The following is a 22,856-nucleotide window of genomic DNA, read 5'->3' on the forward strand; positions in this document are numbered from 1 at the left end:
CAACACGTTCGCGAAGATCATTGGAAAGAGGTGCTGTCATCAGATGCTGGCCTCCTCTCCAGCCAGCATCTTGAATCACAAAACAACAGCCACGGGAATCCCAAAACGATTCAGACAACCAGTGAACCGCTCTAGTGAGACTGGCGCCCGAGACGGGGAAGGGCCTAGAAGGGTGGAGGGCCGCCCTTCAAGGGGGGCTCCCGGAACGACTTGGTTGCGGACATTGCCGACATAGGGACGAGACCTACTCCAATCCAAGGCAGACGGACGTTGACCAAATTATCTCCGCTCGACATAAGACAGCATGGCAAGAACAATTCCAAGAGATGACGGTCCGCGCTTTGAATGGCGTGGCATGTTCACGAACAAGGAGCTCAATACACTCCACTCGGAGTGTTTCGAGCATTCGTTGTCTGCTGACGACTGGTTGAGGCGGGTGAGCAATTTCAGCCTAGGCTGGGTCTGCACGCGTGCATCGGGAAGTCTTGTCGGCTTCGTCAACGTGGCATGGGACGGTGGCAGACATGCCTTCTTGCTCGATACGATGATCAAGCCGGCTTTGAGACACGAGGGTTATGCCACCTCACTCGTTGAAGAAGCGGTGCGGCACGCGAAGGCTTCGAGCTGCGATTGGCTCCACGTGGATTTCGAACCCCATTTGCGCGATTTCTATTTTGGTGCGTGTCAGTTTCGGCCGACCGATGCGGGCTTGATTTGCCTACGGTAAGCTCCTTTCTTCACGTGCTCTGATTCCGCTCACGATCCCATGCGGTCGCCCGATAGATGGGATGAATGGTCGCTTCGACTTCGATCGGGAAGTTGGCAGGCGCCGGCCCTTTGAGGGAGTTATCTGACAGAGAAGTATCTGGTTCAGATGCCCGATTAGGCGTCATCCTTTAAGGACCGCTTCGGGCTCTCAAGCGAGCCGTTCGACGTGCTTGACGTGGGCGACTGCAGAGGGCCGAACTTTGCCGTAACTGGGTGGAAAGCTCAAATCGCTATCGGCGATCGGAACGAGCAGGCAGCGCCATCGAAAGCGGAACTTCGGCCCGCTGCCTAGAGCCGGCCTTCCTTTGGCCCCTGCGCTCGTCTGCCAAGCGCGATATTCGTTCCAGTGACTGGCAAAGAATGGAGACATTGCGCTAGCTTCCCTACGGCGCTCGTAACCACACTCCCGATCGCCGGCGTCCTCAAGAGGCATGGAAGTGGCGTCACAACGAAGAACGACCTTCGAACTCGACACTGAAAGGGTCGAAGTGCGGAAATTGACCCGCGGGCTGCACCCGGCCATGCTGTGGGTATGATCAAAGGTGTGCTTCTTGATCTTGCTGGAGTCGTCTACGATGGCGAAAAGCCGATTGCCGGTGCGGCGGAGGCGATCGGGCGTCTGCGTGGGGCAGGCGTGCCGCTGCGGTTCGTGAGCAACACTACGCGTTCGACGAAAAAGGCGATTCTTGTTCGGCTCGACAGGCTCGGAGTAGCGGTTACAGAAGACGAGCTCTTCACGCCGGCGATAGCCGCCCGGGAATGGCTGCTGAAGCACAGCTGCTCACCCCATCTCCTGGTCCATCCCAAGCTCGAGCCGGATCTCCTCGGCTTGCCCGAAGGACGCAGGCATGCGGTGGTGGTGGGCGATGTGGGGGAGGCGCTCGACTATTCCAAGCTGAATGCCGCTTTCCGAAAACTGAGTGAGGGTGCCGAGTTCCTGGCGCTCGCCAACAATCGAATGTTCAAGGATGCTGACGGCAAGCCCAGCCTTGATGCCGGGCCCTTCGTGGCCGCGCTGGAGTTTGCCAGTCAGCGTCACGCAATCGTGCTTGGGAAGCCTTCGGCGGAATTCTTTGGGATGGCGCTCACGAGTATGAACTGCAGGCCCGAAGAGGCCGTCATGGTCGGCGACGACGCCGAGAACGATATCGCTGGATCCCTGCGCGCAGGGCTAAGCTGCGCACTGCTCGTCCGGACTGGAAAGTACCGCGTCGGCGACGAGGCGCGCTTTGTCCCAAAGCCAACTGCCTTGGTCGACGATCTCCCCGCGGCTGCGAAGTGGATTCTGAAGCGGAAAGATGGAGGCTGAGTAGCGATTGTGTCCTCCTCCGCCTGACCGCTCGTCATCGCCCGTGCTCACTTTATGTGAGACGCTACGGGTCACCAAATCTGACGGCTGGTACCGGAGCCGTAGGCCCACTCAGGTGGAAGGTCGAAGTTCGACGCGAAGGCATCGAACAGCTGCTTGACGGGACTAAGCCGCCTTTCGGACTGGCAGGTCCTACCTTATGTTGCGATCATCTTTGGTATTGGGCGGGCCACACCGAATGGCGGCGCAAATCATCTTCCTTCATGGTGCTTCGAGCAGCGGCAAGTCGACTATTGCACGCACGCTGCAGGCGCGTATCGAGAAACCGTTTTGGCATATCTCGATCGACCATCTTCGCGATTCTGGGGTCTTGCCCCTCGATCGATTTCGTAATGGAGACTTCAAATGGGCCGATGCAAGAGCAGCCTTTTTTAACGGCCTCCATGCGTCGCTGGCCGCCTATGCGAATGCCGGCAACAACCTCATTCTGGAGCATATTCTTGACACCGAAGGATGGATCGAGTCGCTACGGAACCTGCTCGCGCCGCACGATGTCTTTTTCGTCGCCGTGCATTGCTCGCCTCCGCTTCTGATGAGCCGCGAGGCTGCACGCGGAGATCGACCGCAAGGCAGCGCAAAGCAAGACCTCGAGAAAATTCACGTCGGCAGGCACTACGATCTTGAGCAAAATTCGGAGGATGGCCCGGAAGTCAATGTCGAGATTCTGCTGAAGGCATGGAGGAGCTGTCGGCGCTCGTCTGATTTCAGTCCTTTGTCAGCTGATTGAATTATTTCCGTGACTCCGATGTCCTTGTGGCTGTTCAAAAGAAAAATCAAATGACTGATATACCTACGATTGAGACCGAGCGGCTGTTCCTCCGCCCCATGAAGATCGAAGACTGGCCCCAGTATGCCGAGATGATGGGTTCCCAACGCTCTGTTTACATGGGAGGTCCATATTCAACGCGAGCCGCTTGGGGTGTGTTTTGTCACGATGTTGCCCAATGGGCGCTCATGAGACACGGTGCGTTGATGATGGAAGACCGCAATAGTGGCGTGTGCCTCGGGCAGGTCGGTATCAATCACGGACCACTCTTTTTTGAGCATGAATTGGGTTGGTTCGTTTATCCCCATGCTGAGGGAAAAGGCTATGCCTTTGAAGCTGCCGCTGCTTTGCGGGACTGGGCCTTCAAGGTATGTGGTCTCAAGACCCTCGTCAGCTACGTCGACGCTGACAACATCCGGTCCTGCAAGCTCGCAGAACGGCTGGGTGCTGAGCTGGATGCAGAAGCTCCGCGTGAAGATCCAGGCGATTTGGTATTTAGGCATCCTAATCCGTATGTCCTCAATGAGGGCTAGCTGCAGTCCTTCAACGGACATATCCTTCGCGGCAGAAAAGGGTCGATTCCACCCGTTCCTGTAGGTCTCACGCGCGGACAAGGCGGCCATTGCCCGCCACGGGAAAATCTGGTCATGAGCTGGTGGTGAAAAGGAAATCCTATGTCCTCAACTGCCACCGACACCGTCATTGACCTCTATCAAGAACACGCCGCCTCGTGGGTCGAGTCGCGTGGAAGTGACCTTGTCGAACGGTCCTGGCTGGATGCCTTTCTCTGCGCCATGCCGCAGGACGGACGAGAAGTTCTGGACATCGGCTGTGGCACGGGCAGGCCGATTGCAGGCTATCTGATTGCGAAGGGATGCCACATCTGCGGAGTTGATGGCGCCCCCGCATTGATCGACATGGCGAGAGAGAGCTTTCCCGATCATCTCTGGATCACGGCTGACATGCGCGATCTCCCCCTTCTGGGGCGTTTCCACGGCCTTGTCGCATGGCACAGTTTCTTTCACCTGACGCCCCAAGATCAGCGCCCGATGTTCGCGACCTTCAGCCGTCTCAGTCTTCCTGGTGCCACTTTGCTTTTCACCAGCGGCACAACGCATGGCGAAGCGATAGGCACCTTTGAAGGACAGCCCCTATACCATGGGAGCCTAGACAGCGCGGAGTATTGCGACCTGTTGCGGGCAAACGGCTTCGAAGTAGTCCGACATATTGAGAACGATCCGACCTGTGGCGGCAGCAAAGCCTGCCGCCGTCCGACCGGCATCTAGCCCGCACCTTCAGCAGCATGGATCACGCTGCACGCGGCAGCTGGCGCACGATCATCAACTGGAAGCACTATGAAGGAGAGCAATGATGATGGACACGATGGGCGGGGGCTGGATGATGGGCGGCATGGTCCTGATCTGGATCCTGGTGATTCTGGCCCTAGCTTTGGGAGTCGCCGCTCTCATCAAATACCTAAGGAGCTAGTGCGACATTGCCATGGCGCCGCCACACTGTACTCCTGAATTTGACAGTCGAAGTCAGGCATCAAGCTTCCATCTGTGGTACGAAAAGCCGTTTGGCGGCAGCTATCCGCGCCTGCCGTCCGCGATGGACGACATCGATCATTTCTTCATTTCCGGTATCTGCGTGGGAATCGATGTCCGTTCAGGCGGGCTCTACGCGCCGAACGGAGTGCAGGCGGCGTGGAACGGCATCTTGGCATTCAATCCTAAGAACCGCCCCTGCCCGAACTCACCGCGAAAAGCCTGGCGGGCTTTGCCTATCTCGGCTTGATCGGCGCGGCACTCACCTATCTGCGTTGGTTCCGTGGCGTTGCAAGACTTGGCCCGTCGATCGTCTCCCCGCTCGGCTTTCTCAGTCCAGTTCAGCGATCATGCTCGGATGGATTCTGCTCGGCCAGAACCTATCGTTCTCGCAATCTGCAGGAGTCGTAATCGTACTGTTCAGCGTCTAGCTGAGCCAGCACGCGCAGCGCCAGCAGACCGCTGCCGCGGCGATGCCTGCACGCGGTCGATGATCTCAAGGCCTCGCCGGTGGCGGCAACGTGTACAGGACCGGCGGCATCTTTCCGAACTCTACGATCACGTTGTCTCCGACATCGGCCTCACACGCGCGGATGTCACCCGCCAGGCGGCAAGGCCGTTTTGGCAACCGCTGGGTCCGCGTTCGGGACGCTCGTGACTATTCACTGACGGTGTTGGCGATCGCTTTCCTGCCCGGCCGCTCGTCTTCGAAGGTATTTGCACTTGCCGGGGTCGAAGCGCGAACGACAGGTTTGGAGAAGCGCCATGAAGGGCAGCAAGTGGCGCTTCCTGCGCGTTCAGATCAAGGGCAGCAACGCGAACTTTCCACCCCTTCCGGCCGTCCACGCGTCGGAGCGCAAGGACGCGTAGCGGATTGCGATGATCTCAAGCCTCGCCGGGCCGAAATCTCATAAGGGTGACGCCGGACTTGAACGGCTTGACCGACTGAAGCTCCAGATTTACCGGTCTTGTCCTGTCGAACAGTGGCCGCCCGTTCCCCAGGACGATCGGGTGCACCAAGAGCTGGTATTCATCTATGAGGCCAAGTTTGCGCAACGCGTCGATGACACTCAAGCTGCCGTACATGACGATGTCGCCTCCGCGCGCATTTTTCAGTCGTCCGATCTCCTCTCCGTCGAGCTTCGAAAGAACCTGCGAATTGCGCCACTCCGCAACGTTGCCGGAAGCCGAGACCACGATCTTCTTCATCACGTCGACCCTGCGCGCGTAGCCTCGCTGCATCTCATCTGTTCCGGTTTTGGGTTCGGTATCCTTCGCTACACCGGGAAAATGGCCTGCAAAATCTCCGAAGGTTTTGCGACCGAGCATCAGCGTATCGGCGGCTTCGACGAATGATTGCTCGTACGCCATCATCTCATCGTCGCCGCGCACCCAGTTCATTTCGTCGTTTGGGCCCGCCACCAAACCGTCAAGTGTTGTCCACATGGACACGAGGATCTTGCGCATCAGGTTGTCCCTCCGCCGGAATAGTCAGTCATCTCAGATCGCCAGCTATCCGTAGAACGATCCTAACGAAGGCGATCCGACAGGTAGACCTAGAAATCAGCGAATGCTTCATCGAGCTGATCGAGTGGATGCGGGCGCATTTCGCCGCGCTGCCGACCGTCGAGCGCCGTGCCGAGAGCGTCGCCATGAGCACGGAACTTCGCCCGCGCCTTTACAACAAAGGCTGTGGAACACCTGCGCCTGAAGACTGCTCGGACGGCGGCCGAGACCAGCCACCCCTTTCAAGCGTATCGCAGAGGATGCCGGCCCCGGCGATCCTAATAGGCCAAGCTGGTTGCGCTGCAAGTCTCGAATCCAAGGCCTGCAAAGTGCCCTCTCGCGACCTCAGAGGAACGCGAGGGTTCGACCCTTTTCTCGCTCGCGCTCATCGGCCCCTTACGCAGGGGCTGTGGCACCCGCCGGCGGATGGGATCGGAAAGGGCTCTGAACACCTGGCTCCCACGTGGAAGGGGCGTTATTCAGTTTGGCACCGTCACCCGCCCCTCAGTCACGCCGATGAGATCCGCAGCTTCGGGCGATGCAGCAATCTCCGGTAGGACGAGATCGGTGCCCGCCTCGCCAGCACCATCGGCTGCCACCGCCGGCCGGACCACTTGGCTGGGCGGCAAGGTCGCACCTTCCGTCAGATGTACGTGCATGAGTTCGAGAGCGGCGATGTGATACGGATCGATGGGGACGAAGTGCTCGGCGTAACCGGGGAGCCTTGCACCGAAATGCTCGACATTGGTCAACTCGTACAAGCGCAGATTGCCTTTCCCATCGTTGAGCGAGTTCAGGCCGAGATAGGGACGCGACGTGAAACCGATCGGCACGCGCGCGTCAGCACGGCCATGGACGATGATGGTCGGCGTTCCGTGCAGGTTGGCGTCACCGGCGACCTCGTCGATACCCTTCTGCACGCGCCGCGCATTCTCGGAATCGCCCGTGACGAGTTCGCGCAGGCAAAGCGCTCCGTCGAGGTTGAAATCCTGCCGCCCGGTGGTGGGCGACCGCGAGACGAAGTCGCGCGTCGGCCCACGCGGGTCCTGATCGTTGATCACGTCGATCGAACCAGTTGGCGCCCCACCGGGCGCGACGGCAAAGATTTGCGCGAGCTCTTCGGACGGCACGGCCTGCGGATGGCCGTCCTCATCCACCGAGGCGATGCTGTATCCACAGAGCCGGTCTTCGACCCCGAAGCGCCCCTGAGAGCTTGCGTATTTAACGGCGGTGGCGGTGGGCGCAATCACGTAGTGCGACGCGTGGAGCATGTCCGATTCCGGCTCCCAGCCGTAAGCGCGGAGCTTCGCCAGTGATTCCTGCGCCGCGTCCTCAACGGTCCTGGCCTCGACCAGCCCGCGCTCGATCAGGCCCTCGCAGCGGTTCGCGGCGAAGGTCACGCGGTCCGCCCAAGGCGCGTCCGGCGTCGCCGCAGCGGCACAGGGCTGATAAAGGATCGCGTAGGTGAAGTAGTCCAGGAGCGGCCGGCCCGTCCTCTCGCGAACCGTCTTACCCCTCGCGACTGTCACGCGATCGTCGGGTTCGAGCTGCACCTGCGGCTGTGCTGCCACAATGCCGTCGATCAGCCCCGCCTCATCCTCCTCGCCCGCCTAGAGCGCAGCGCCACCGCCATTGGAGTTGCCTGAGACAATGACTAGCGCGTTGTCGGACGTAAGGTTGGCGTCAGGCAACGAGTTGTTCAGCTGGTACAGTGCAAATTCGATCGAGCGCACCACATCCCTACCCCAGGTGGCGTCGGGGTTCTGCTTCGAATGCGCGTGCTTGAAGGCGATCCGGTGCGGGAAGTCCTCCAGGAACGCCTGCCGGGCCGCATCGTCGAGATCAGCAGTGAAATGCGAGTCCCGGCCCGCCTCCTCGGCACCGGTTCTGGTCCCGTCGATTGATATCACCGTGTTCGTGACAAGATCGTGGAAGCCATTGCCGAGCCCCTTGTCGGTGTAGACGACGGCGCAGTTCTTCTGCAGCCCCCAGTAACCGATGTTTCCGACGTTGCGAAACAGGCTGGCCGATCCGCCCACCGGCACCGCGAGAATGCAGGGGCTCTCAAGGTCGAAGCTCTCTGGTACCTGCAGCAGGAAGGCCACGTTCTGCTGGCCGCTGCCGTCGTCGGCATAGGCGAGATATTCTGTCCCGGCGACCTTGCCGTCGCCCGGGAGGATCTCGCCCGTCGTGGCGTCTACATTCGGGCCATAGATCTTGCCGAAGCCCGCCGAGCCGTCAGTGACGATGGATGCCCGGCGCAGTTCTTCGGCAGTCGGCGAGAGCGGGTGTGCAAAGGAGACATCGGGTCCCTCGATCATGCCGCTGACGCCGAAGCCGCCGGTGACGAGATCATTGTTCTCGCCGTCATAGGTCTTCTCGCTCATGACGCGAAGCCACGACGGCCCACCCGACTCCTGCGCAAGTATTGGTGTGGACGTCGCCAGCCCGACCACACAGGCCCCTGCCAGCAGCACAGATTTCGTCTTACGGTTCATACTTCCTTCCCTCCCATCTGTGGTTGCATGCGTCCGGTGGCAACCGTCAGCGTCGTTCCTCTCCGCGGGGCTGACCGGTGATCTCCATCTCCAAGACGACCGAGCCGATGCACTTGCCGTGCCCGTCGAGCGCGAGCGATCGCGTGACGCCACCCCGAAGGTTGCCTCTCAGGACGAAGTTCAACGCCTGCAGTTGAGGCAGCGCGTAGCGTGTGACCTCGCACGCATCCACATGCCCGACATGTGCGGCAACGCGCTCCGCCGTCACCTCACGCTCGATCAGCGGCCAATCCTCGGGACGATAGGCGATAACCGAGATATTCGAGATGTCGCCCTTGTCGCCGGTACGGGCATGGGCAATTTCGTACAGCTTCATGGGACAATCCTCGCCTTGACCGTGAATAGCGGGCCGTAGGAACCGGCCCGTGTAAATTCAGCGCAGATATGCAGTGGCCTCCTCCAGAACCTCAGCACGCACCGCCACCTCCGCGGCGGGCATCAGGGTCGAAGCGATAGCCAGGATTTCGCGCAAAGAGCGAGTCACCCCGCCGCCGCCGGCCGGACCGCAAAGGTAAAGGCTCTCGATTTCCTCGCCCACGCGTTGAGCCGTTGCCTCGTCCGCGCAGCGCGCGGCATAGCGCAGGCGGACCTCGGGCGGTTCCCAAGTTCCCGCGCGACGTTCCGGCAGGATCGAATCCAGACCGATCAAGTCGGCGCGATCCTCGCTGATCGCCGCAGCGCAATCGGCAAGACGCTCGCGCAGCAGTGCGAGCCCGAGCCGCCCCCGCGCCACGCAATTGGCGCCGGCGTAAGAAATCTGTCCCTCGCCGCGCCAGCCGTCGCGATACCCGACCGAAACCTTGAGCTGCCCTGTCGCGGCGATGCCCGAGGCGCCGGAGACGGCAACCCGGTCGGGGCCGACCTCCTCAAGCGAAACGCCCGAGAAATCGGCGATGACATCGGGTTGCAGGTAGCGGGCGGGATCGTGGATTTCGTAGAGCAATTGCTCAGTGCAGGTGGCGCGGGAGACCATACCTCCCGTGCCTGGCAGCTTGGTGATTATGGCGTTGCCGTCCTCAGAGACCTCCGCAAGCGGAAAGCCGATATGGGCAAGGTCGGGCACATCCTTGACGCCGGGGTCGGCGAAATAGCCTCCCGTAACCTGCGCGGAGCATTCCAGGAGATGGCCGACCAGCGTGCCCCGCCCCAGCCGCACCCAGTCGTTCATGGCCCAGCCGAAGCAGTGCACAAGAGGGGCGAGGAACAGCGCGGGGTCCGAGGCACGCCCGCAGATCACCACGTCCGCGCCGGCGTCCAATGCCTCGACGATGCCTGGGACTCCGATATAGGCGTTGGCCGACACCAGCAGCTCGCCGAGCGCGCTGGCGCGCGCGCCGGTCTCGTCCAGGACGTAGTCCTGGATACGGTCGAGCACATCGTCTCCAGTGACTGCCGCCACCCTCAGCGACAGCCCCAATTCACGCGCGATGGCGCAGGTGCGCTCGGCCGCGGCGCGGGGATTGGCGGCCCCCATATTGGTGATGATGCGCGTGCCGTTTCTTGCGCAGGCCGGCAGTACTGCCCGCATCCGCCGGTCCAGCAAGGGGTCATAGCCGGCCGCTGGGTCGGCCAACCGCGCCTGTTGGGCCAGCGCGACGGTTCGCTCAGCGAGGCATTCGAAGACCAGGAAGTCGAGCGCGCCCCGCTCTGCAAGGTCGACGGCGGGGGCGATTCGATCACCCTGGAAGCCCGCGCCCGCACCGATCCGCACGCTGCTCATGCCAGCGCCTTTCGCCGGGTGCGTCCCATAGCGCGCGCACCCAGAAAAATCGCCAATGCGATGAACGGGGTGACGGGATGCGGCCAGATCGCCAGCGCGATGACCGCGAGCAGAAGGACTGTGTCAAGCGGCCGCCGCCCGATAAGCTGCGCGCCGGACAGAAGCGCCGGTACAGCGAGCACCAGGGCAAAGCCCGCGGCGGCGGCCTCAATGATGTCCAGGCCACCGCCGCGCAGGGTCATCCCCGGATAGAGCAGCAGCAGGAAGGGCACGAGATAGGTCACGGCGCCCAGCCGCACCGCCTCACCCGCGGCCGGGAGCCAGTTTGTATTAGCGATGCCCGAGCCGACGAAAACCGCGACACAGACCGGCGGGGTAATGACCGAGATCGTGGCAAAGTAGAAGACGAACAGATGCGCCGCGAGTGGATCGACCCCGACGGCGGTCATCGCGGGCGCCAGAACCGCGGCCACCAGCACATAAGCGGCGGTCGTCGGCAGGCCCATCCCCATGATGAGACAGACGGCACCGACGATCAGCGCCACCAGCACGACCGAGTCGCCCGCAAGTGTCACGATCAGCGAGGACAGGGTGACCCCGATGCCGGTCAGGTTGATCATGGAGACAAGAACCTGTGCGCCCGCAAGCAGCACGCCGATGATGACCATGCCCTTGCCCGCATCCGCGAGCCCGACAACGACGCGTTTCATCATGTCGCGCGGCCGCTGCTTCCCAGCTTGCGTGACGACGAAGGCGATGAGGAGCCCGACGATACCGTAGAAGGCCGAAGTGGCGATCGAGCGGCCCAGCCAGATGCCGATGCCCAGGCCGCCCAGCGCGGCGAGGATCGGCAGCACCCGTCGGGGCGCGGCGATGGTCCTCCAGGCGGGCAACTCGTCCTCTGGCACGATGGCAAGGTTCCTGCGCAGAGCGACGAAATGCACGGTGACGAAGACTGAGACGTAGAAGAGGATCGCAGGCAGCACGGCGCCGGTAATAATGGTCAGGTAGGGCACGCCGAGGATTTCGGCCATGACGAAGGCGGCGGCCCCCATGATCGGCGGCGCGATCTGTCCGCCGGTCGATGCCACGGCTTCGACCGCGGCCGCGAAAGGGCGCGGATAGCCGAGGCGAACCATCATCGGGATGGTGAAATTGCCGGTGGTGGCCACGTTGGCCACGGCCGAGCCCGAGATCATCCCGAACAGCCCACTGGCGATGGTCGCAATCTTTGCCGCGCCGCCGGGTTGGCGTCCGCCAAGCCGCATGGCGAGGTCCATGAAAGCCTGGCCGCCGCCTGAATGCAAAAGCAGCGCACCGAACAGCACGAAGGCCGCAATCACAGTGGCGGCAACGCCTGTCAGCATGCCCCAGATGCCGAGATCGCCCAGAAAGATCGTTTCAGTCACGAAGGCACTGTCAAAGCCGCGATGCCCCAACGCGCCGGGCAGGTGGTTGCCGAAGAGCGCATAGGCCAGCCCCAGCACGACCAGCGCCGGAAAGATTACGCCGACGGTGCGACGCCCGAGTTCGAGCACCGCCAGCACCAGCCCTGCGGTCAGGACCTTGTCGAGCGTCGTGGCCCAGGGCAGAGGTCATGATTTCGTCGTAGTTCCAAACCACGTAGCCGCAGGCCGCCAGCGTCACCGCGTAGAGCGCAAGGTCGATGGCAAGTCCGATCGGACGCCAGGGCTTCCCGGCGCCCAGCGGATAGAGCGCGAACCCCAATGCGGTCACCAGTGCGAGAAAAATCGCACGCTGGATCAACCCCTCGAAGGGGCCTGTTGCCGCGGTATAGAAAACAAAAGCCCCGACGAGGATCGCCAGCGCACTTTGAATGCGCTCCAGGGGCATGTCAGCCGCCGGGCTGCAGCTTGGCGGGAATTTCCAGCCCCTCTTCCTGGAACCAGCGCGCAGCGCCCGGGTGCAGCGGTATGGTCCCGTAGTCGAGCGTCATCTGCGCGAGATCAGCTCCCTTGAGGCTGGCCATGGCGTTGGCCTGCGCGCTCTCATCGGCCATGATGGCGCTGACGATCTTGTAGGCGGTTTCCTCGTCCATCGAGGCAGGTGCGGCGACGCCGACACCGAAGCTCCATGTTGAATAAGTCGGAATGCCCTCGGCTGCGCCCTCGGGGATATCCACGACCGAGATGTCGGGCATCTCGTCGCGCAGGGTCCGGGCCTGCTCGTCCGTCAGCCCGAGCACAGTGATATCGACCGATGTTGCGATATCCATCGTGGACCCGTCGAGCTTCTGCCCCGCGCCGGATTTCACATAGCCTGCGACACGGTTGTCCTTGATCGCCCCCACGATGTCGGTGGTGGAGCCGCGCACGAAATCGGCCGTCAGGCCAAGTGTCTCGAAGACCGCCTCCGTCGTAGCCTCTGTGCTGGAGCCCTTGATGCCCGGATTGAAGCGCACGCCTTTCAGCCCTTCAAGACTGTCGACACCTGCATCCTTCCGCACCACCACGTTCTGCGGCGCGTTCGTGTAAACCCAGAGCAGGTGCAAATCCTGCGGATTGCCGTCGAAGGCGTTGGTGCCGGTGACCGCGTGCTGGACCGTGTTGGTGGTCACAAGGCCGAGATCAACCTGTCCGCGAGCCATGCGGCGGATGTTGTCCATCGTGGCCCCTGTTTCGACCACCGAGGCGCTGAGACCCTCGGCATTTTCGTTGATGAGCTGGCCGACGGCGACGAAATAGCCGTAGTGGCTGGACGAGGCGGAGGTCGAGCCGATCAGAAGATCTGTGTCCTGCGCCAGAGCGGGCGTGGCAAGCATGGTGCCCCCCAGAAGGGCGCAAAACGCGTGTTTCATTGATGTCCTCCCTTGAGGTCCCGAAGCCGGGATCACGGCAACAGCATGGCTCAAGACGTTTGTTGCTAGAAGTGCGAATTGATGCATTATTCATGAATGGACCGCAATAATCCCACACTTAGCGATTTCCACACGGTTCTCGTGCTGTTGCGCAGAGGCTCATTCCGGATGGCTTCGGACGAACTCGGGCTTTCGCCCTCTGCCGTTTCACGGCAGATCTCGGCGCTTGAGGCACGACTCGGCACGCGGCTTTTCGACCGTGACACGCGCAACGTGGTGCCGACCGCTTCCGGCCGTGCGTTCGGCCGTGTGGCCGAGCGCATGGTGAATACGGCCGAGGATGTGATGGTTGAGTTCGACGCGCATCTTTCGGCGCGCAACGGACGGCTGACGATCGCGGGGCTGCCATCGGTCACTGCGGGCCTTTTGCCTGGGCTGTTGCGCAGCTTCACGGTCGAATATCCGGACATCGACCTGCGTATTGTCGATGCCCTTTCGGGCAGCGTGCTCGAGGCGGTCGAGACAGGGGCTGCCGACATAGGTTTCACCGCGGGCACGGTGTCGGCGCGCAGCCGCCTCGCGTTTCAGCCGCTGATGGATGACGCTTTCGTCGCCATCGGCGCGCCAGGCGGACCGCTGTCAGAAGATCGCCCCTATCGCTGGGTGGAACTGGTCGGGATGCCCTTCATCGCCATGGCTCAGGGTACCAGTGTGCGCGAACTGATTGACGGCGCCTGTCTGCGCATCGGCCATAGGCTTGCGCCGCGCTTCGAGGTGGCGCATCTCGCCACAGCGGGCGCGCTGGTGGCCGAAGGGCTGGGCATCACGGCACTGCCGACACTCACCCTGCCGGTGTTGCGGACCGAGGCGCTGGTCCAGCGGCCGATTCCGGATTTCGGCGCCCGCCGCCGCATCGGGCTGGTTCGGCGATCGGGGCGTTCGCTATCTCCACCGGCGCGTGCGTTCCTGGAGCATGTGCGCAAGTCCGGCATCGCCGAGCGCGCGGGTTGAACGGCAGCTTGGCGGTCACTTCGATATCAACCAGAATCTCATGTAGATATCAGGCCAAATGTAGCGGCTTCTAAGAGAGAGGCCGGTTCGGGCTTTGTCGAAAGCTTCTTGCAAGGATTCCGGAGAAATCCGGGGTATCTGTCAATGACGCTCATCATGGTTTCGCGCAAGACGAGCGTTGTTAAACACTCCGCCAGCGGCGGCGCGGGCGAACCGGCACGAGATGCCCACTCGGCCACGCCTGCCTCTGCCGCGAAAGCCCGCGGTCTCTACACCAAGACCGAGGACGTAAAGCTGCTGGCGATCATGTAAGCTCCACTTTCCAGGCGTCTCGCTTCACCACGCCCGGTCACATCTTGGTTCCGCGAAGAAAGTGAAGTTCGAGCCATTTAATGGGCCCGCCGGTGATCTCCTCAAAACCTACTTCGGAGAGCGGCCCGCGCAAGTCGTAAAGGTCGAAGCGCCCATGTGGGCCGTGCTTGGATACGAGGCCCTTGCGTTCGCCGGGATCGCCGGCGTAGTCGATCAGCAGCAGCCGGCCGCTGCGCCTGAGCACCCGCCATGCTTCACTGAGACACAGCCGGCGCCGGCTCGGCGGCACCATGTGTATTACCGTGGTGATCGTGACGGTATCGAACTGCTCGTCGTCGAACGGCAAACAGGCTGCGTCCGCGTGGTGAAAGGCAATGTCAAGGGCGGCACGGCGAGCCTTGCGGCGGGCAACGGCAAGCATTTTCGCAGAGATGTCCACGCCCGTCACCGACCCGCCGGGTTGCACGTGAGGGTAGGTCGCAATCGCCTGGGTGCCTGTGCCGCAGCCGACGTCCAGCACATGCTGTCCCGGGACGACCTCCGCTAGGTCGAGGAGGTCCGCGCGATATGCCGGATCGCGCCCCCGCGTCATGAGCAGGATCAACAGATCGTAAAGGCGGGGAAAGTTTATGCCGCGGTTCGCTCCCGGACGGCCCGCCTCGGCATTCATGGCGGGCCGATCCCTCCCGAACGACTTATCCGTCATGACCTGCTCCGGACTGAGCCGCCGAATGGGGCCTTTTTTGGCCTTTAGATGAGCGCAACCGCCAGCCGGGCTTGAAGACCGCGAGGAGGATTGCCACCACCAACAACGCGCTCGCCGCCGCTGGGGCGATCAGGAGCGGCAGGCGCTCGGCCGGGCTGAGTTCAGTTGTTGTCGCGGTCACCGCCTCGGCCGTCGTGCCCAGCGCCGGCACAAGAACGAACAGCACTGCGCCGGTCAGGACCACGACGATCGCAAGCTTGATGGTCACCCACCAGTATGTGAACAGACCCCATTGCGTCAAAAGCCCGAGCGCCAATCCGGTGACAAGGGCGGCGAGAGCGAGCGGCGCGACCAACCTCGCTGCGATCAGTCTTGCGGCTGGGTAGACAGTCATCGCGTCAGCGCCGCCGACACTGGCAATGCCCAGCGTAAGCAGCGCCAGATCCGCGCCAAGCACGCCGACGCTTGCGGCAACATGCACGGTCAAAAGGAGCTTTCGCCAGGGTTGAGGGAGCGTCATGGTTGCCTCCGGGGATCAATGGCCTCGCGCTGCAAACAGTCGCAGCGAAACATGGACATATTGTATGATGCTGAATATTCTGTTCGATAAACTCAACAGACGAATGGGGTGGATTGTCCGCTATCGGATGCTCGGCCTTGTCTGTCCGGCAACGGTGGAGCCTATCAATGGCAGGGAAGATGGATCGCCGTGCGGCGCGCACACAAAAGGCGTTGCACAATGCGTTGATGGCGCTGATCCTGAGCAAGGGCTACGAGGCCACGACGGTCCAGGACATCATTGACGAGGCCGATGTCGGCCGCTCCACCTTCTACTCCCACTATACCGGAAAGGAGGACCTGCTGCGCAGCGGCTTCCAGACGTTGCGTGCCGACCTGGCGGAGGCGCAGCACGCTGCCGCGGCAAAGGGCGAAGGCGCCCGCGATGAACTCCTGGGATTCAGCCTCGCCATGTTCGAACACGCCGACCAATACAAGCAGATTTATAGGGCCCTCGTCGGCGCGCGCGGCGGAGTAATCGCGGTCGCCGAGATACGCCGAGTTCTTTCAGAGATCGTAAAGAAGGAATTGTCGGACGTCGAGGATGACGAGGCTGTTCCCAAGGAGGTCCGCATCCAGTTCGTTGTCGGCGCATTTCTCACTACGCTGACATGGTGGCTCGAGCAGAGGCCCAGGCTGACACCGTCTCAGGTTAACCTGATGTTCCGCCATCTCGTACTGAACGGCATCGACCGGTCGAACTGCACGGCATCTGGCCAAGGCTGAATGTGCGCCCGGTTGGCCACCCCACGGCCTGCGGGCCAAGAGTTGCGGCGTCTACGCCCGGAATGCTGCGCAACCAAGTCGTTCCGGGAGCCACACTTGAAGGGCGGCCCTCCACCCTCAGCCGACGTCGTCCCACGGCAATGTCATTAGCCAATCTTTCGTCACGGACACCGAGGCTCGCATCCTCTGATCCACATGCGAGAGAAGCCAGACTGATCGGGCTCGTGCTGATATCGGCAAGTCATCGATGATTTCGCGTAACCGCGCGTCGCCCGCGGCCGCCAGCCTCGGAAGGAAGCTCACGCCCAGCCCGCAGGCAACCGCCTCCAGGGCTGTCCCGGCATCGGCGACCCGCAAGAAGCCTTGGCGCGCTCCCTTGATCGACTGAACCCACTTGGCCTGTGGCAGATGGGCATGGGCATCGTCATATCCGATCCAGACCTTATGGGCGGCCCCTGATGCTGGGCCGAACAAGACCGTTGGGTCGAACGAGCAATGGCTGCTGGACACCGCGCGCCCGGACGGACGGCAGGATGTCGGAGACGTCCGGGGCTTTGCGGGCATGGCGCATGTTGAATGCGGAGACCTTCAACTGGTCACGCGGAATGTGTGTGAGTTCTATGGGTCAGTCCTCCTGTTTCTGTTCAGGGGTTGGTGCGCCACGTTCGGCGGCACGGAGAAGATCGATCAGGTCGGTTTGATCGCGCGCGGTCTGATCGAACAGGCCGATGTCGCAGGGCTCCTGCGCGGCATCGGGATTGCGTTTCGGGGTCATCGGCTCGGTCATCCGGGCGACAAGCCGGTCGCGCAAGGTGATCGGCGCGATGCCCGGAACAAGAACCTGCTCGCCTTCGGGCGTGATCTCGGTGGAAATGGGGCTGGTATCCTCGGTCATCGTCCTGTTGCAGCGCCTGCTCATATCTTGTGGCGACGCTGAGAAATGCCGGGGCGCGCTCATCGGCCGCAAATGTCAGCGCGGCGAAGCCTCCGCGCCGATCATGGATCGGGATCGTCAGCCCGCTGGCAATCCCGAATTCAGCCGCCTCGTCGAACAGTCTTTGCTGAGCCCTCGTGGTGTTGCCTCTGCAGCATTCCCGCTTCCATCGAAATGGGCATTTTTCACACTACGTCCGCAGGATCACCGGATCAATTTCGTCATACCGGCGAAGGAGATAGTATGATGTCCAGTCCAAGGGATAGTTCGAGATCAGTCGCGGTCGCTTGCAGGCTTGGTCGGCAGCGACAGGTAGGCAAACATAGGAAGATCAAGCGCGCTGGCAGTAGCAGCCATGGCGTTCTCGAGATCCACATCGTCATGCTTTCCGACAAACGTTCCATGAAAATCTCGAAAACACGCTGCATTACTTGCCGCCATTTCCAATTCGTAGACAATCTGTTGATCTTACGAGCGTGACTTTCTGGCGATCCGCTTCTCCGCAAAGCTTGCTGGTCGAGTCACGAGAAGGGTGATCACACCAAGCTTCTCACGCGCCGTCCCGAGCCGACAAATGCGACACGCGGTCGTCCGGCCCCAGAACTGATGTCGCGCACATCGCGATAGCTAACTCCCAAGGCAATGCGGCTGCTGCCGAGATAACCTCGACTGCAGCCGCATTGCCTTGGGAGGCGACTGGAAATGAAGCTGTGCGCATCGTGATTACCTTCTTGGCATCGGTTGCCTGCAGAGCAGTTAGCTTAGTGGCCATGGCTCTTCGGCAGCAGCCAGGGCGCAAGCGGTACTTCGACCAGTTCGCCGACATCGGAAGCCCCCCTCTAGGACTTCCTGACGCAATCACTATGCCGCCATCCTCCTCACGACCTGCGCGAAACCGATGCGGTAAACCGGCCCGCCTCTCAGCGCTGCGCCCGATATTCGACTCGCGCAGCCTCATGAATAGGCCACGGGTATACCTCGGCCCCCACCTCCATCTGACGGTGCCTCTCGACATGCGGCTTCTTCGTGCCGCCATCAGCCTCACCCCAGAGGATGGAAAGCCTCGTTCCCCGTTCGGCCAGAGCGCCGCGCACCATGGCGAGGGATATCCACGCCCGCTCGTTGGCCGAATACACCGGGTAGGTCGACAGACCCACCAGTTCATTGTTCAACAAGACCTGATCATAGGGATGCGCCGCATAGTGGCCGGCAGGCAGTTCCATCAGCTTGGGACCGGGAAACTCCTCCATCATGCCGGCAAAAATCTTGAGGACATCTGCCTTGTCCCAAACAAGCGTCACCTTGGTGCGATGCGCTTCGCCTTCCATCTTCTCGAGCGCCTCGCGCCCGATGAAGTCGTGGTCGAACTTCACCACCCGCCCGTAGTCGAGATCCCATGGCGTAAGGTAAAAGTCCTCGACACTGTCGGGCTGGAAGCTTCCTCCGACTGAGCAGGTGGCTTCAAAGCCATTTGCCGGCAACCATTCGCGGTACGGACGCATCTTTTCGCCCGAATAGATGGCTGGCAATGGAGACGGAATCCATCCCGATTCCATGGCCGCACACGAATAGGCCCGCGCGCCCGCGCGAAGCATGCCGTACTTTTCTCCGACTTCGAGCAGGCGGTCATAAACCTTTGTTCGGTCTTCGTAAGGCCCCCACAGTTCGAGACCTTTCGCGCCACCCATGCCGTGACTCAGCGTCCGCGCCTTGCAGCCCGCTAGGGTGATTTCTCCCATGTTGAAGAACTTGGTGGTCAGCGGACCGCCCTCGTTGACCTCGTTAAGGATATCGAGCGCAAGCGGCCCCTGCACTTCGTAGCGGTAGAGCCTGCGGGGCTTGTCCGGGTTTTCGACTGACCGGATGTCCAGTTCGGTCTCGACGTCAAAGTCGCCGATCTCGGCCTGAAACTTCATCCAGTTCGCGAGAGGCGGACGTCCTACATAGAGGATTTCATCATCCTCGAGACCGAATATGATGCCGTCGCCGATGACGTAACCGTCGTAGTTGACGCAGACCAATTGCTTGGCTTTATCGCGGCCGAGATTGGCGAAGCTGTTGACGCCGACATAGGACATGAACTTGATGGCATCCGGCCCCCGCACGTACAAATCGGTCATGTGGTAGGATTGATTAAGCAGTACCGCGCCATGACGCCATGCGCGCACTTCTTCCATCCAGTTTGTATATTGTGGCGCAATGGGAAACACGTACGGCCCCACCGGCGAATTCTGCAACATATGTGATGGATTGCCAATCCGATCGATTTTTTCTTGCAGGTTCTTGTCGGCCATCTCGCCCTTCCTCCCTGTTGGTCATGTTCCTCCTCCCTTAACATCAGGCTGGCGTCAGCGCTTATGTAGTTATTGAATAATCTAAGCTATTTTGATTATATTAAGAACATGGACATGCAGAGCCGACTTAGCCTCAAGCAAGCCAGAGTGATCGAGGCGGTAGCAATAGCGCGAGGGTTCGATGAAGCCTCACGCATCCTCAACATGAGTCAGCCCGTGGTCTCGCGGACGGTTGCATCGGCCGAGAACCTGCTTGGCGCAACGCTCTTTCAAAGGGGCTGGAGCGGTACCGAGCCGACCGTTTGGGGCGACACGATCCTGCAGCGATGTTCTGCGGCTCTCAAGCATATTGCGAGGGCGGAAGCGGACATCGTAGCCATTGGCAATACGAGGCCAAATCTGACCCCCTTCCTGCGTTGGCATCATCTCGACGCGGTTTCGGCGGTGATACGTTTCGGGAGCGCATCGGCAGCCTCAGTCCACCTGGGAATGGCTCAACCGGCCATCAGCCGGTCGCTCTCGGCCATTTCGGAATATTGCCGGCAGTCTTTGTTCGAGCGACGGCGCAATGGGCTGGAAGCGAGCCCGCAGGCGCGGAGACTCGCCGCACTTCGGGACGAATTGTTGCAGGAGTTGTCCCTGGACAACATCGATTTGGAACCCAGGCGCGGCCTGGTTGGAAGGCTGGCGGTCGGCATGCTGCCATTCTCCGGGCAGGATCTGGTGGCGCGGGCCTTTGGCTACCTTACGAACCGCTACCCGCATCTGCGCCTGATCGCGGTGCCGGGAAGCTACAACATGCTGACTGAGGCCCTTCGCAGGGGCGAGATCGATTGCATGATCGGGATACTGCGTTCTCCCACCCCTTTCCCCGAACTGGAGGAAATCTTCCTTTACAACGAGCGTTTCACGCTCGTTGCGCGGCAAGCCCACCCCTGCCATGCACGCGGGGTGACAATTTCCGACCTGCAAAAGGAAAGGTGGATCGTGGCGCCCCACGGCACACCGGTGCGATCATACTTCGGGAGGCTGTTTGAGTCCGTGGGCGCAGTCCCTCCCGCCCAGACGTGTGAAATCCTGTCGTTCAGCAACGCGGAGCAAGTCATCATCAACAGCAACTCGATCGGGCTCCTGAGCTACAGCGACCAGCATATCGCGAGCCTTCCGCCAAGTCTCAAGAAGGTCAATATCGATCTGCCCGACTCCGAAACCCCGATCGGACTCACGGTGAAACGAACGGAAGGTTCAAGCGAGATCCTGGAAATATTTACGGGCCTTCTGCGTAATCTCTGTTCTCAGGGCGGTTCAACTCCGTTGATATAATCATTTTAATGCGGGATTTTCACATTAAGCATAAGCGACGCCCCTATCCACCATGATACGGGATGCTCAACCGATCCAGAAATACCCGCGCCGGCGTCAACCTCTTGCGCCTCGTACCGATCCGGGCGGGAGGACGGGCGTTTCACGGTTTTCCGCGGAAGGAAGGGAGCCATGTCTCAGTACATCCTGACCTTGAGGTGCCGGAACCGGGCGGGCATCGTCGCCGCCGTGGCTGGCCGCCTTGCCGAGAATGGCGGGGATATCTACGAGGCACAGCAATTCGACGACCGGGAAACCGGCAACTTCTTCATGCGCGTCGCCTTTACGATGGACCAGGACATTGACGCCTTCCAGGCCGGTTTCTCGCACGAGGTGTTCAAGTTCGGCCTGGACTGGGCAATGCGGCCAGCTAGCCGCAAGCGCAAGGTCCTGATCCTCGTATCCAAATTCGACCACTGTATGGGTGATCTGCTTTACCGGATGCGCATTGGCGAGTTGAACATGGAATGCGTTGGTATCGTCTCGAACCATCCCAGTTCCGCGCTCCATGTCACCATGCATATGGGGGTTCCATATCATCACCTCGCAATCACCAGAGAAACAAAGTTGGAGCAGGAGAGTCAGATCAAGGCCCTGATCGAGGAAACCGGGGCCGAACTGATCGTTCTGGCCCGGTACATGCAAATTCTCTCCGATGAGTTTTCGGCCTATCTTTCCGGCCGCTGCATCAACATCCACCATTCGTTCCTGCCCGGTTTCAAGGGTGCGAAGCCCTATCACCAGGCGCACGAACGCGGCGTGAAGACCATCGGCGCAACGGCACATTACGTCACGGCAGACCTCGACGAGGGGCCGATCATCGCGCAGGACGTCGAACACGTCACCCACGCCGATACGCCCGAAGATCTCGTCCGAAAAGGAAGGGACATCGAACGTCGCGTTCTCGCCCGCGCCGTGGCGCTGCACCTAGAAGATCGCGTCCTGATCAACGGGCGCAAGACGGTGGTGTTCTCATGACATTATTCTCTCTGTCCAAGGCTGCCGCACCGACTGTCGACCGGGGCGCGGGATCTGCCAGGCTTCCCGCTTCAATCGAGGTTTCGCCACGGCAGGCCATTGAGTCCGCCGACTTGCCGAGCCTGTTCCCCAAAGGCACTCGCGTCTCTATCACCGACATGGGGCTGGATATACGTTTCACGCAGGTCATGGCAGCGAAACGGTTGCGCGACTTAGGCTATGTGCCTATCCCGCATATCGCCGTCCGCCGTGTCCGTGATCTCAGGGCCATGGACGATCGCATCCGGGCCATATCTCAAGAGGGTGGTGTGCGGGATGTTCTGGTCATAGCGGGCGGGCTCGAAAAGCCCGTAGGGACGTTTTCAGGGGCGATGGACGTGCTCGAAACGGGAGTGTTCGACAAATACGGCATTCGCGATATCGCCGTTGCGGGCCACCCGGAGGGCAGCCCGGATTTTTCTGAATCGGTGGCGATTGAAGTACTCAAACTGAAGCAGGATTTTGGCGAGCGCACCGGCGCGCGGATGCGTATCGTGACCCAGTTTGGCTTCGATGGCCGTAAGTTCGCCGAATGGGCGGGTGGCCTGTCGGCGCATGGCATCGATTTGCCCGTCCACATCGGGGTCGCCGGTCCGGCCAAACTGACGACAATGGTCAAGTATGCTGCGATGTGCGGCGTGGGCAGCTCCGTGTCCTTCCTCAAAAAGCGCGGCGGCTCGATTGCCACGCTCATGGGGGGATTCTCGCCCGACGAGGTAGTGGATCCCATAGAGGCGTATGCGCACGCCAATCCCGCCTCGAGGATCGCCCAGATTCATGTCTTTCCGTTCGGCGGGATAAAGGCCGCGGCCGCATGGCTGTTCGAGCGGGGTACGTGGGCTGACAAGCGTGAGGGCGGTGCGTGACGCCACCGCCCTCCTTGA

Annotated in this window: 24 protein-coding genes and 2 pseudogenes; 13 read left to right on the top strand and 13 right to left on the bottom strand. The window is 61.3% G+C overall.

The window, feature by feature from the left end; genetic code table 11:
- Window positions 1–355 precede the first annotated feature (355 nt).
- The 7 genes from N5A92_RS16415 (at window position 356) to N5A92_RS27485 (ending at window position 5,108) form a co-directional block, all read left to right on the top strand.
- The gene (locus tag N5A92_RS16415; protein ID WP_260904729.1) at window positions 356–727 is read left to right on the top strand and encodes a GNAT family N-acetyltransferase; all 372 of its coding nucleotides are present in this window, start codon (window positions 356–358) and stop codon (window positions 725–727) included.
- A gap of 573 nt (window positions 728–1,300) precedes the next feature.
- Complete coding sequence (locus N5A92_RS16420) at window positions 1,301–2,077, top strand: TIGR01458 family HAD-type hydrolase (protein ID WP_260904730.1); 777 nt, start codon at window positions 1,301–1,303, stop codon at window positions 2,075–2,077.
- 238 nt (window positions 2,078–2,315) lie between these two features.
- Entirely contained in the window at window positions 2,316–2,864 is a 549-nt protein-coding gene (locus N5A92_RS16425; protein ID WP_260904731.1) for a chloramphenicol phosphotransferase CPT family protein, read from the top strand.
- Between the two features lie 50 nt (window positions 2,865–2,914).
- Window positions 2,915–3,436 carry a GNAT family N-acetyltransferase gene (locus N5A92_RS16430; protein WP_260904733.1) on the top strand — a complete coding sequence of 174 codons (522 nt, stop codon included), beginning with the start codon at window positions 2,915–2,917 and terminating at the stop codon, window positions 3,434–3,436.
- A gap of 141 nt (window positions 3,437–3,577) precedes the next feature.
- Window positions 3,578–4,189 (top strand): class I SAM-dependent DNA methyltransferase, encoded by a 612-nt coding sequence (locus tag N5A92_RS16435; protein ID WP_260904734.1) that lies wholly within the window; start codon window positions 3,578–3,580, stop codon window positions 4,187–4,189.
- Between the two features lie 214 nt (window positions 4,190–4,403).
- On the top strand, window positions 4,404–4,700 hold the full coding sequence (locus N5A92_RS16440) for a nucleotidyltransferase family protein (RefSeq protein ID WP_260904736.1): 297 nt from the start codon (window positions 4,404–4,406) through the stop codon (window positions 4,698–4,700).
- A 240-nt stretch (window positions 4,701–4,940) separates the two neighbouring features.
- Window positions 4,941–5,108, top strand: coding sequence for a DUF1127 domain-containing protein (locus N5A92_RS27485; protein ID WP_425248598.1), 168 nt, complete (start codon window positions 4,941–4,943; stop codon window positions 5,106–5,108).
- A gap of 227 nt (window positions 5,109–5,335) precedes the next feature.
- Here the strand turns inward: N5A92_RS27485 and N5A92_RS16450 are convergent, their stop codons facing one another.
- The 6 genes and pseudogenes from N5A92_RS16450 to N5A92_RS16475 all read right to left on the bottom strand — a co-directional run bounded on the left by N5A92_RS16450 (window position 5,336) and on the right by N5A92_RS16475 (window position 13,052).
- A complete protein-coding gene (locus N5A92_RS16450) occupies window positions 5,336–5,917 on the bottom strand; it encodes a dihydrofolate reductase family protein (protein ID WP_260904738.1) in 582 nt (193 codons plus the stop codon).
- 518 nt (window positions 5,918–6,435) lie between these two features.
- Window positions 6,436–8,454, bottom strand: a pseudogene (locus N5A92_RS16455) (3-hydroxybutyrate oligomer hydrolase family protein).
- A 46-nt stretch (window positions 8,455–8,500) separates the two neighbouring features.
- On the bottom strand, window positions 8,501–8,830 hold the full coding sequence (locus N5A92_RS16460) for an AtuA-related protein (RefSeq protein ID WP_260904739.1): 330 nt from the start codon (window positions 8,828–8,830) through the stop codon (window positions 8,501–8,503).
- 57 nt (window positions 8,831–8,887) lie between these two features.
- A complete protein-coding gene (locus N5A92_RS16465) occupies window positions 8,888–10,234 on the bottom strand; it encodes an acyclic terpene utilization AtuA family protein (protein ID WP_260904740.1) in 1,347 nt (448 codons plus the stop codon).
- Window positions 10,231–11,826, bottom strand: a complete 1,596-nt coding sequence (locus N5A92_RS16470) for a TRAP transporter permease (RefSeq protein ID WP_260905267.1) — start codon at window positions 11,824–11,826, stop codon at window positions 10,231–10,233. Before N5A92_RS16470 ends, N5A92_RS16465 begins: the two co-directional genes overlap by 4 nt.
- Window positions 11,827–12,089: 263 nt before the next feature.
- Complete coding sequence (locus N5A92_RS16475; RefSeq protein ID WP_260904741.1) at window positions 12,090–13,052, bottom strand: TAXI family TRAP transporter solute-binding subunit; 963 nt, start codon at window positions 13,050–13,052, stop codon at window positions 12,090–12,092.
- A gap of 96 nt (window positions 13,053–13,148) precedes the next feature.
- Between N5A92_RS16475 and N5A92_RS16480 the strand changes: the two genes are divergently transcribed.
- Window positions 13,149–14,063 (top strand): LysR family transcriptional regulator, encoded by a 915-nt coding sequence (locus N5A92_RS16480; protein WP_260904742.1) that lies wholly within the window; start codon window positions 13,149–13,151, stop codon window positions 14,061–14,063.
- 144 nt (window positions 14,064–14,207) lie between these two features.
- Entirely contained in the window at window positions 14,208–14,375 is a 168-nt protein-coding gene (locus N5A92_RS16485) for a hypothetical protein (RefSeq protein WP_260904744.1), read from the top strand.
- Between the two features lie 37 nt (window positions 14,376–14,412).
- Here the strand turns inward: N5A92_RS16485 and N5A92_RS16490 are convergent, their stop codons facing one another.
- The gene (locus N5A92_RS16490; RefSeq protein WP_260904745.1) at window positions 14,413–15,081 is read right to left on the bottom strand and encodes a class I SAM-dependent methyltransferase; all 669 of its coding nucleotides are present in this window, start codon (window positions 15,079–15,081) and stop codon (window positions 14,413–14,415) included.
- On the bottom strand, window positions 15,071–15,601 hold the full coding sequence (locus N5A92_RS16495; RefSeq protein ID WP_260904746.1) for a hypothetical protein: 531 nt from the start codon (window positions 15,599–15,601) through the stop codon (window positions 15,071–15,073). The genes N5A92_RS16490 and N5A92_RS16495 overlap by 11 nt, the downstream gene beginning before the upstream one ends.
- Before the next feature lie 167 nt (window positions 15,602–15,768).
- Between N5A92_RS16495 and N5A92_RS16500 the strand changes: the two genes are divergently transcribed.
- On the top strand, window positions 15,769–16,365 hold the full coding sequence (locus N5A92_RS16500) for a TetR/AcrR family transcriptional regulator (protein WP_260904748.1): 597 nt from the start codon (window positions 15,769–15,771) through the stop codon (window positions 16,363–16,365).
- Window positions 16,366–16,482: 117 nt separating this feature from the next.
- Here N5A92_RS16500 and N5A92_RS27490 read toward each other — a convergent pair whose 3' ends face one another.
- The 5 genes and pseudogenes from N5A92_RS27490 to N5A92_RS16520 form a co-directional block, all read right to left on the bottom strand.
- Window positions 16,483–16,929: a LysR substrate-binding domain-containing protein gene (locus N5A92_RS27490; RefSeq protein ID WP_425248599.1), complete on the bottom strand. Its 447-nt coding sequence runs from the start codon at window positions 16,927–16,929 to the stop codon at window positions 16,483–16,485.
- A 61-nt stretch (window positions 16,930–16,990) separates the two neighbouring features.
- Entirely contained in the window at window positions 16,991–17,260 is a 270-nt protein-coding gene (locus N5A92_RS16505; RefSeq protein WP_260904749.1) for a hypothetical protein, read from the bottom strand.
- 91 nt (window positions 17,261–17,351) lie between these two features.
- A pseudogene (locus N5A92_RS27495) lies at window positions 17,352–17,420 on the bottom strand (autoinducer binding domain-containing protein); the annotation flags it as partial.
- 152 nt (window positions 17,421–17,572) lie between these two features.
- On the bottom strand, window positions 17,573–17,740 hold the full coding sequence (locus N5A92_RS16510) for a hypothetical protein (RefSeq protein ID WP_260904750.1): 168 nt from the start codon (window positions 17,738–17,740) through the stop codon (window positions 17,573–17,575).
- Between the two features lie 479 nt (window positions 17,741–18,219).
- Complete coding sequence (locus N5A92_RS16520; protein WP_260904751.1) at window positions 18,220–19,593, bottom strand: aminomethyl transferase family protein; 1,374 nt, start codon at window positions 19,591–19,593, stop codon at window positions 18,220–18,222.
- Window positions 19,594–19,707: 114 nt separating this feature from the next.
- Here N5A92_RS16520 and N5A92_RS16525 point away from each other — a divergent pair, with 114 nt between their 5' ends.
- From N5A92_RS16525 to N5A92_RS16535, 3 genes are all read left to right on the top strand, one after another.
- Window positions 19,708–20,916: a LysR family transcriptional regulator gene (locus N5A92_RS16525; protein ID WP_260904752.1), complete on the top strand. Its 1,209-nt coding sequence runs from the start codon at window positions 19,708–19,710 to the stop codon at window positions 20,914–20,916.
- Between the two features lie 171 nt (window positions 20,917–21,087).
- Window positions 21,088–21,933, top strand: coding sequence for a formyltetrahydrofolate deformylase (gene purU / locus N5A92_RS16530; protein WP_260904753.1), 846 nt, complete (start codon window positions 21,088–21,090; stop codon window positions 21,931–21,933).
- On the top strand, window positions 21,930–22,838 hold the full coding sequence (locus N5A92_RS16535; protein WP_260904754.1) for a methylenetetrahydrofolate reductase: 909 nt from the start codon (window positions 21,930–21,932) through the stop codon (window positions 22,836–22,838). Before purU ends, N5A92_RS16535 begins: the two co-directional genes overlap by 4 nt.
- Window positions 22,839–22,856 lie beyond the last annotated feature (18 nt).

Source organism: Chelativorans salis (genome assembly GCF_025336525.1).
Lineage (GTDB): Bacteria > Pseudomonadota > Alphaproteobacteria > Rhizobiales > Rhizobiaceae > Chelativorans > Chelativorans salis.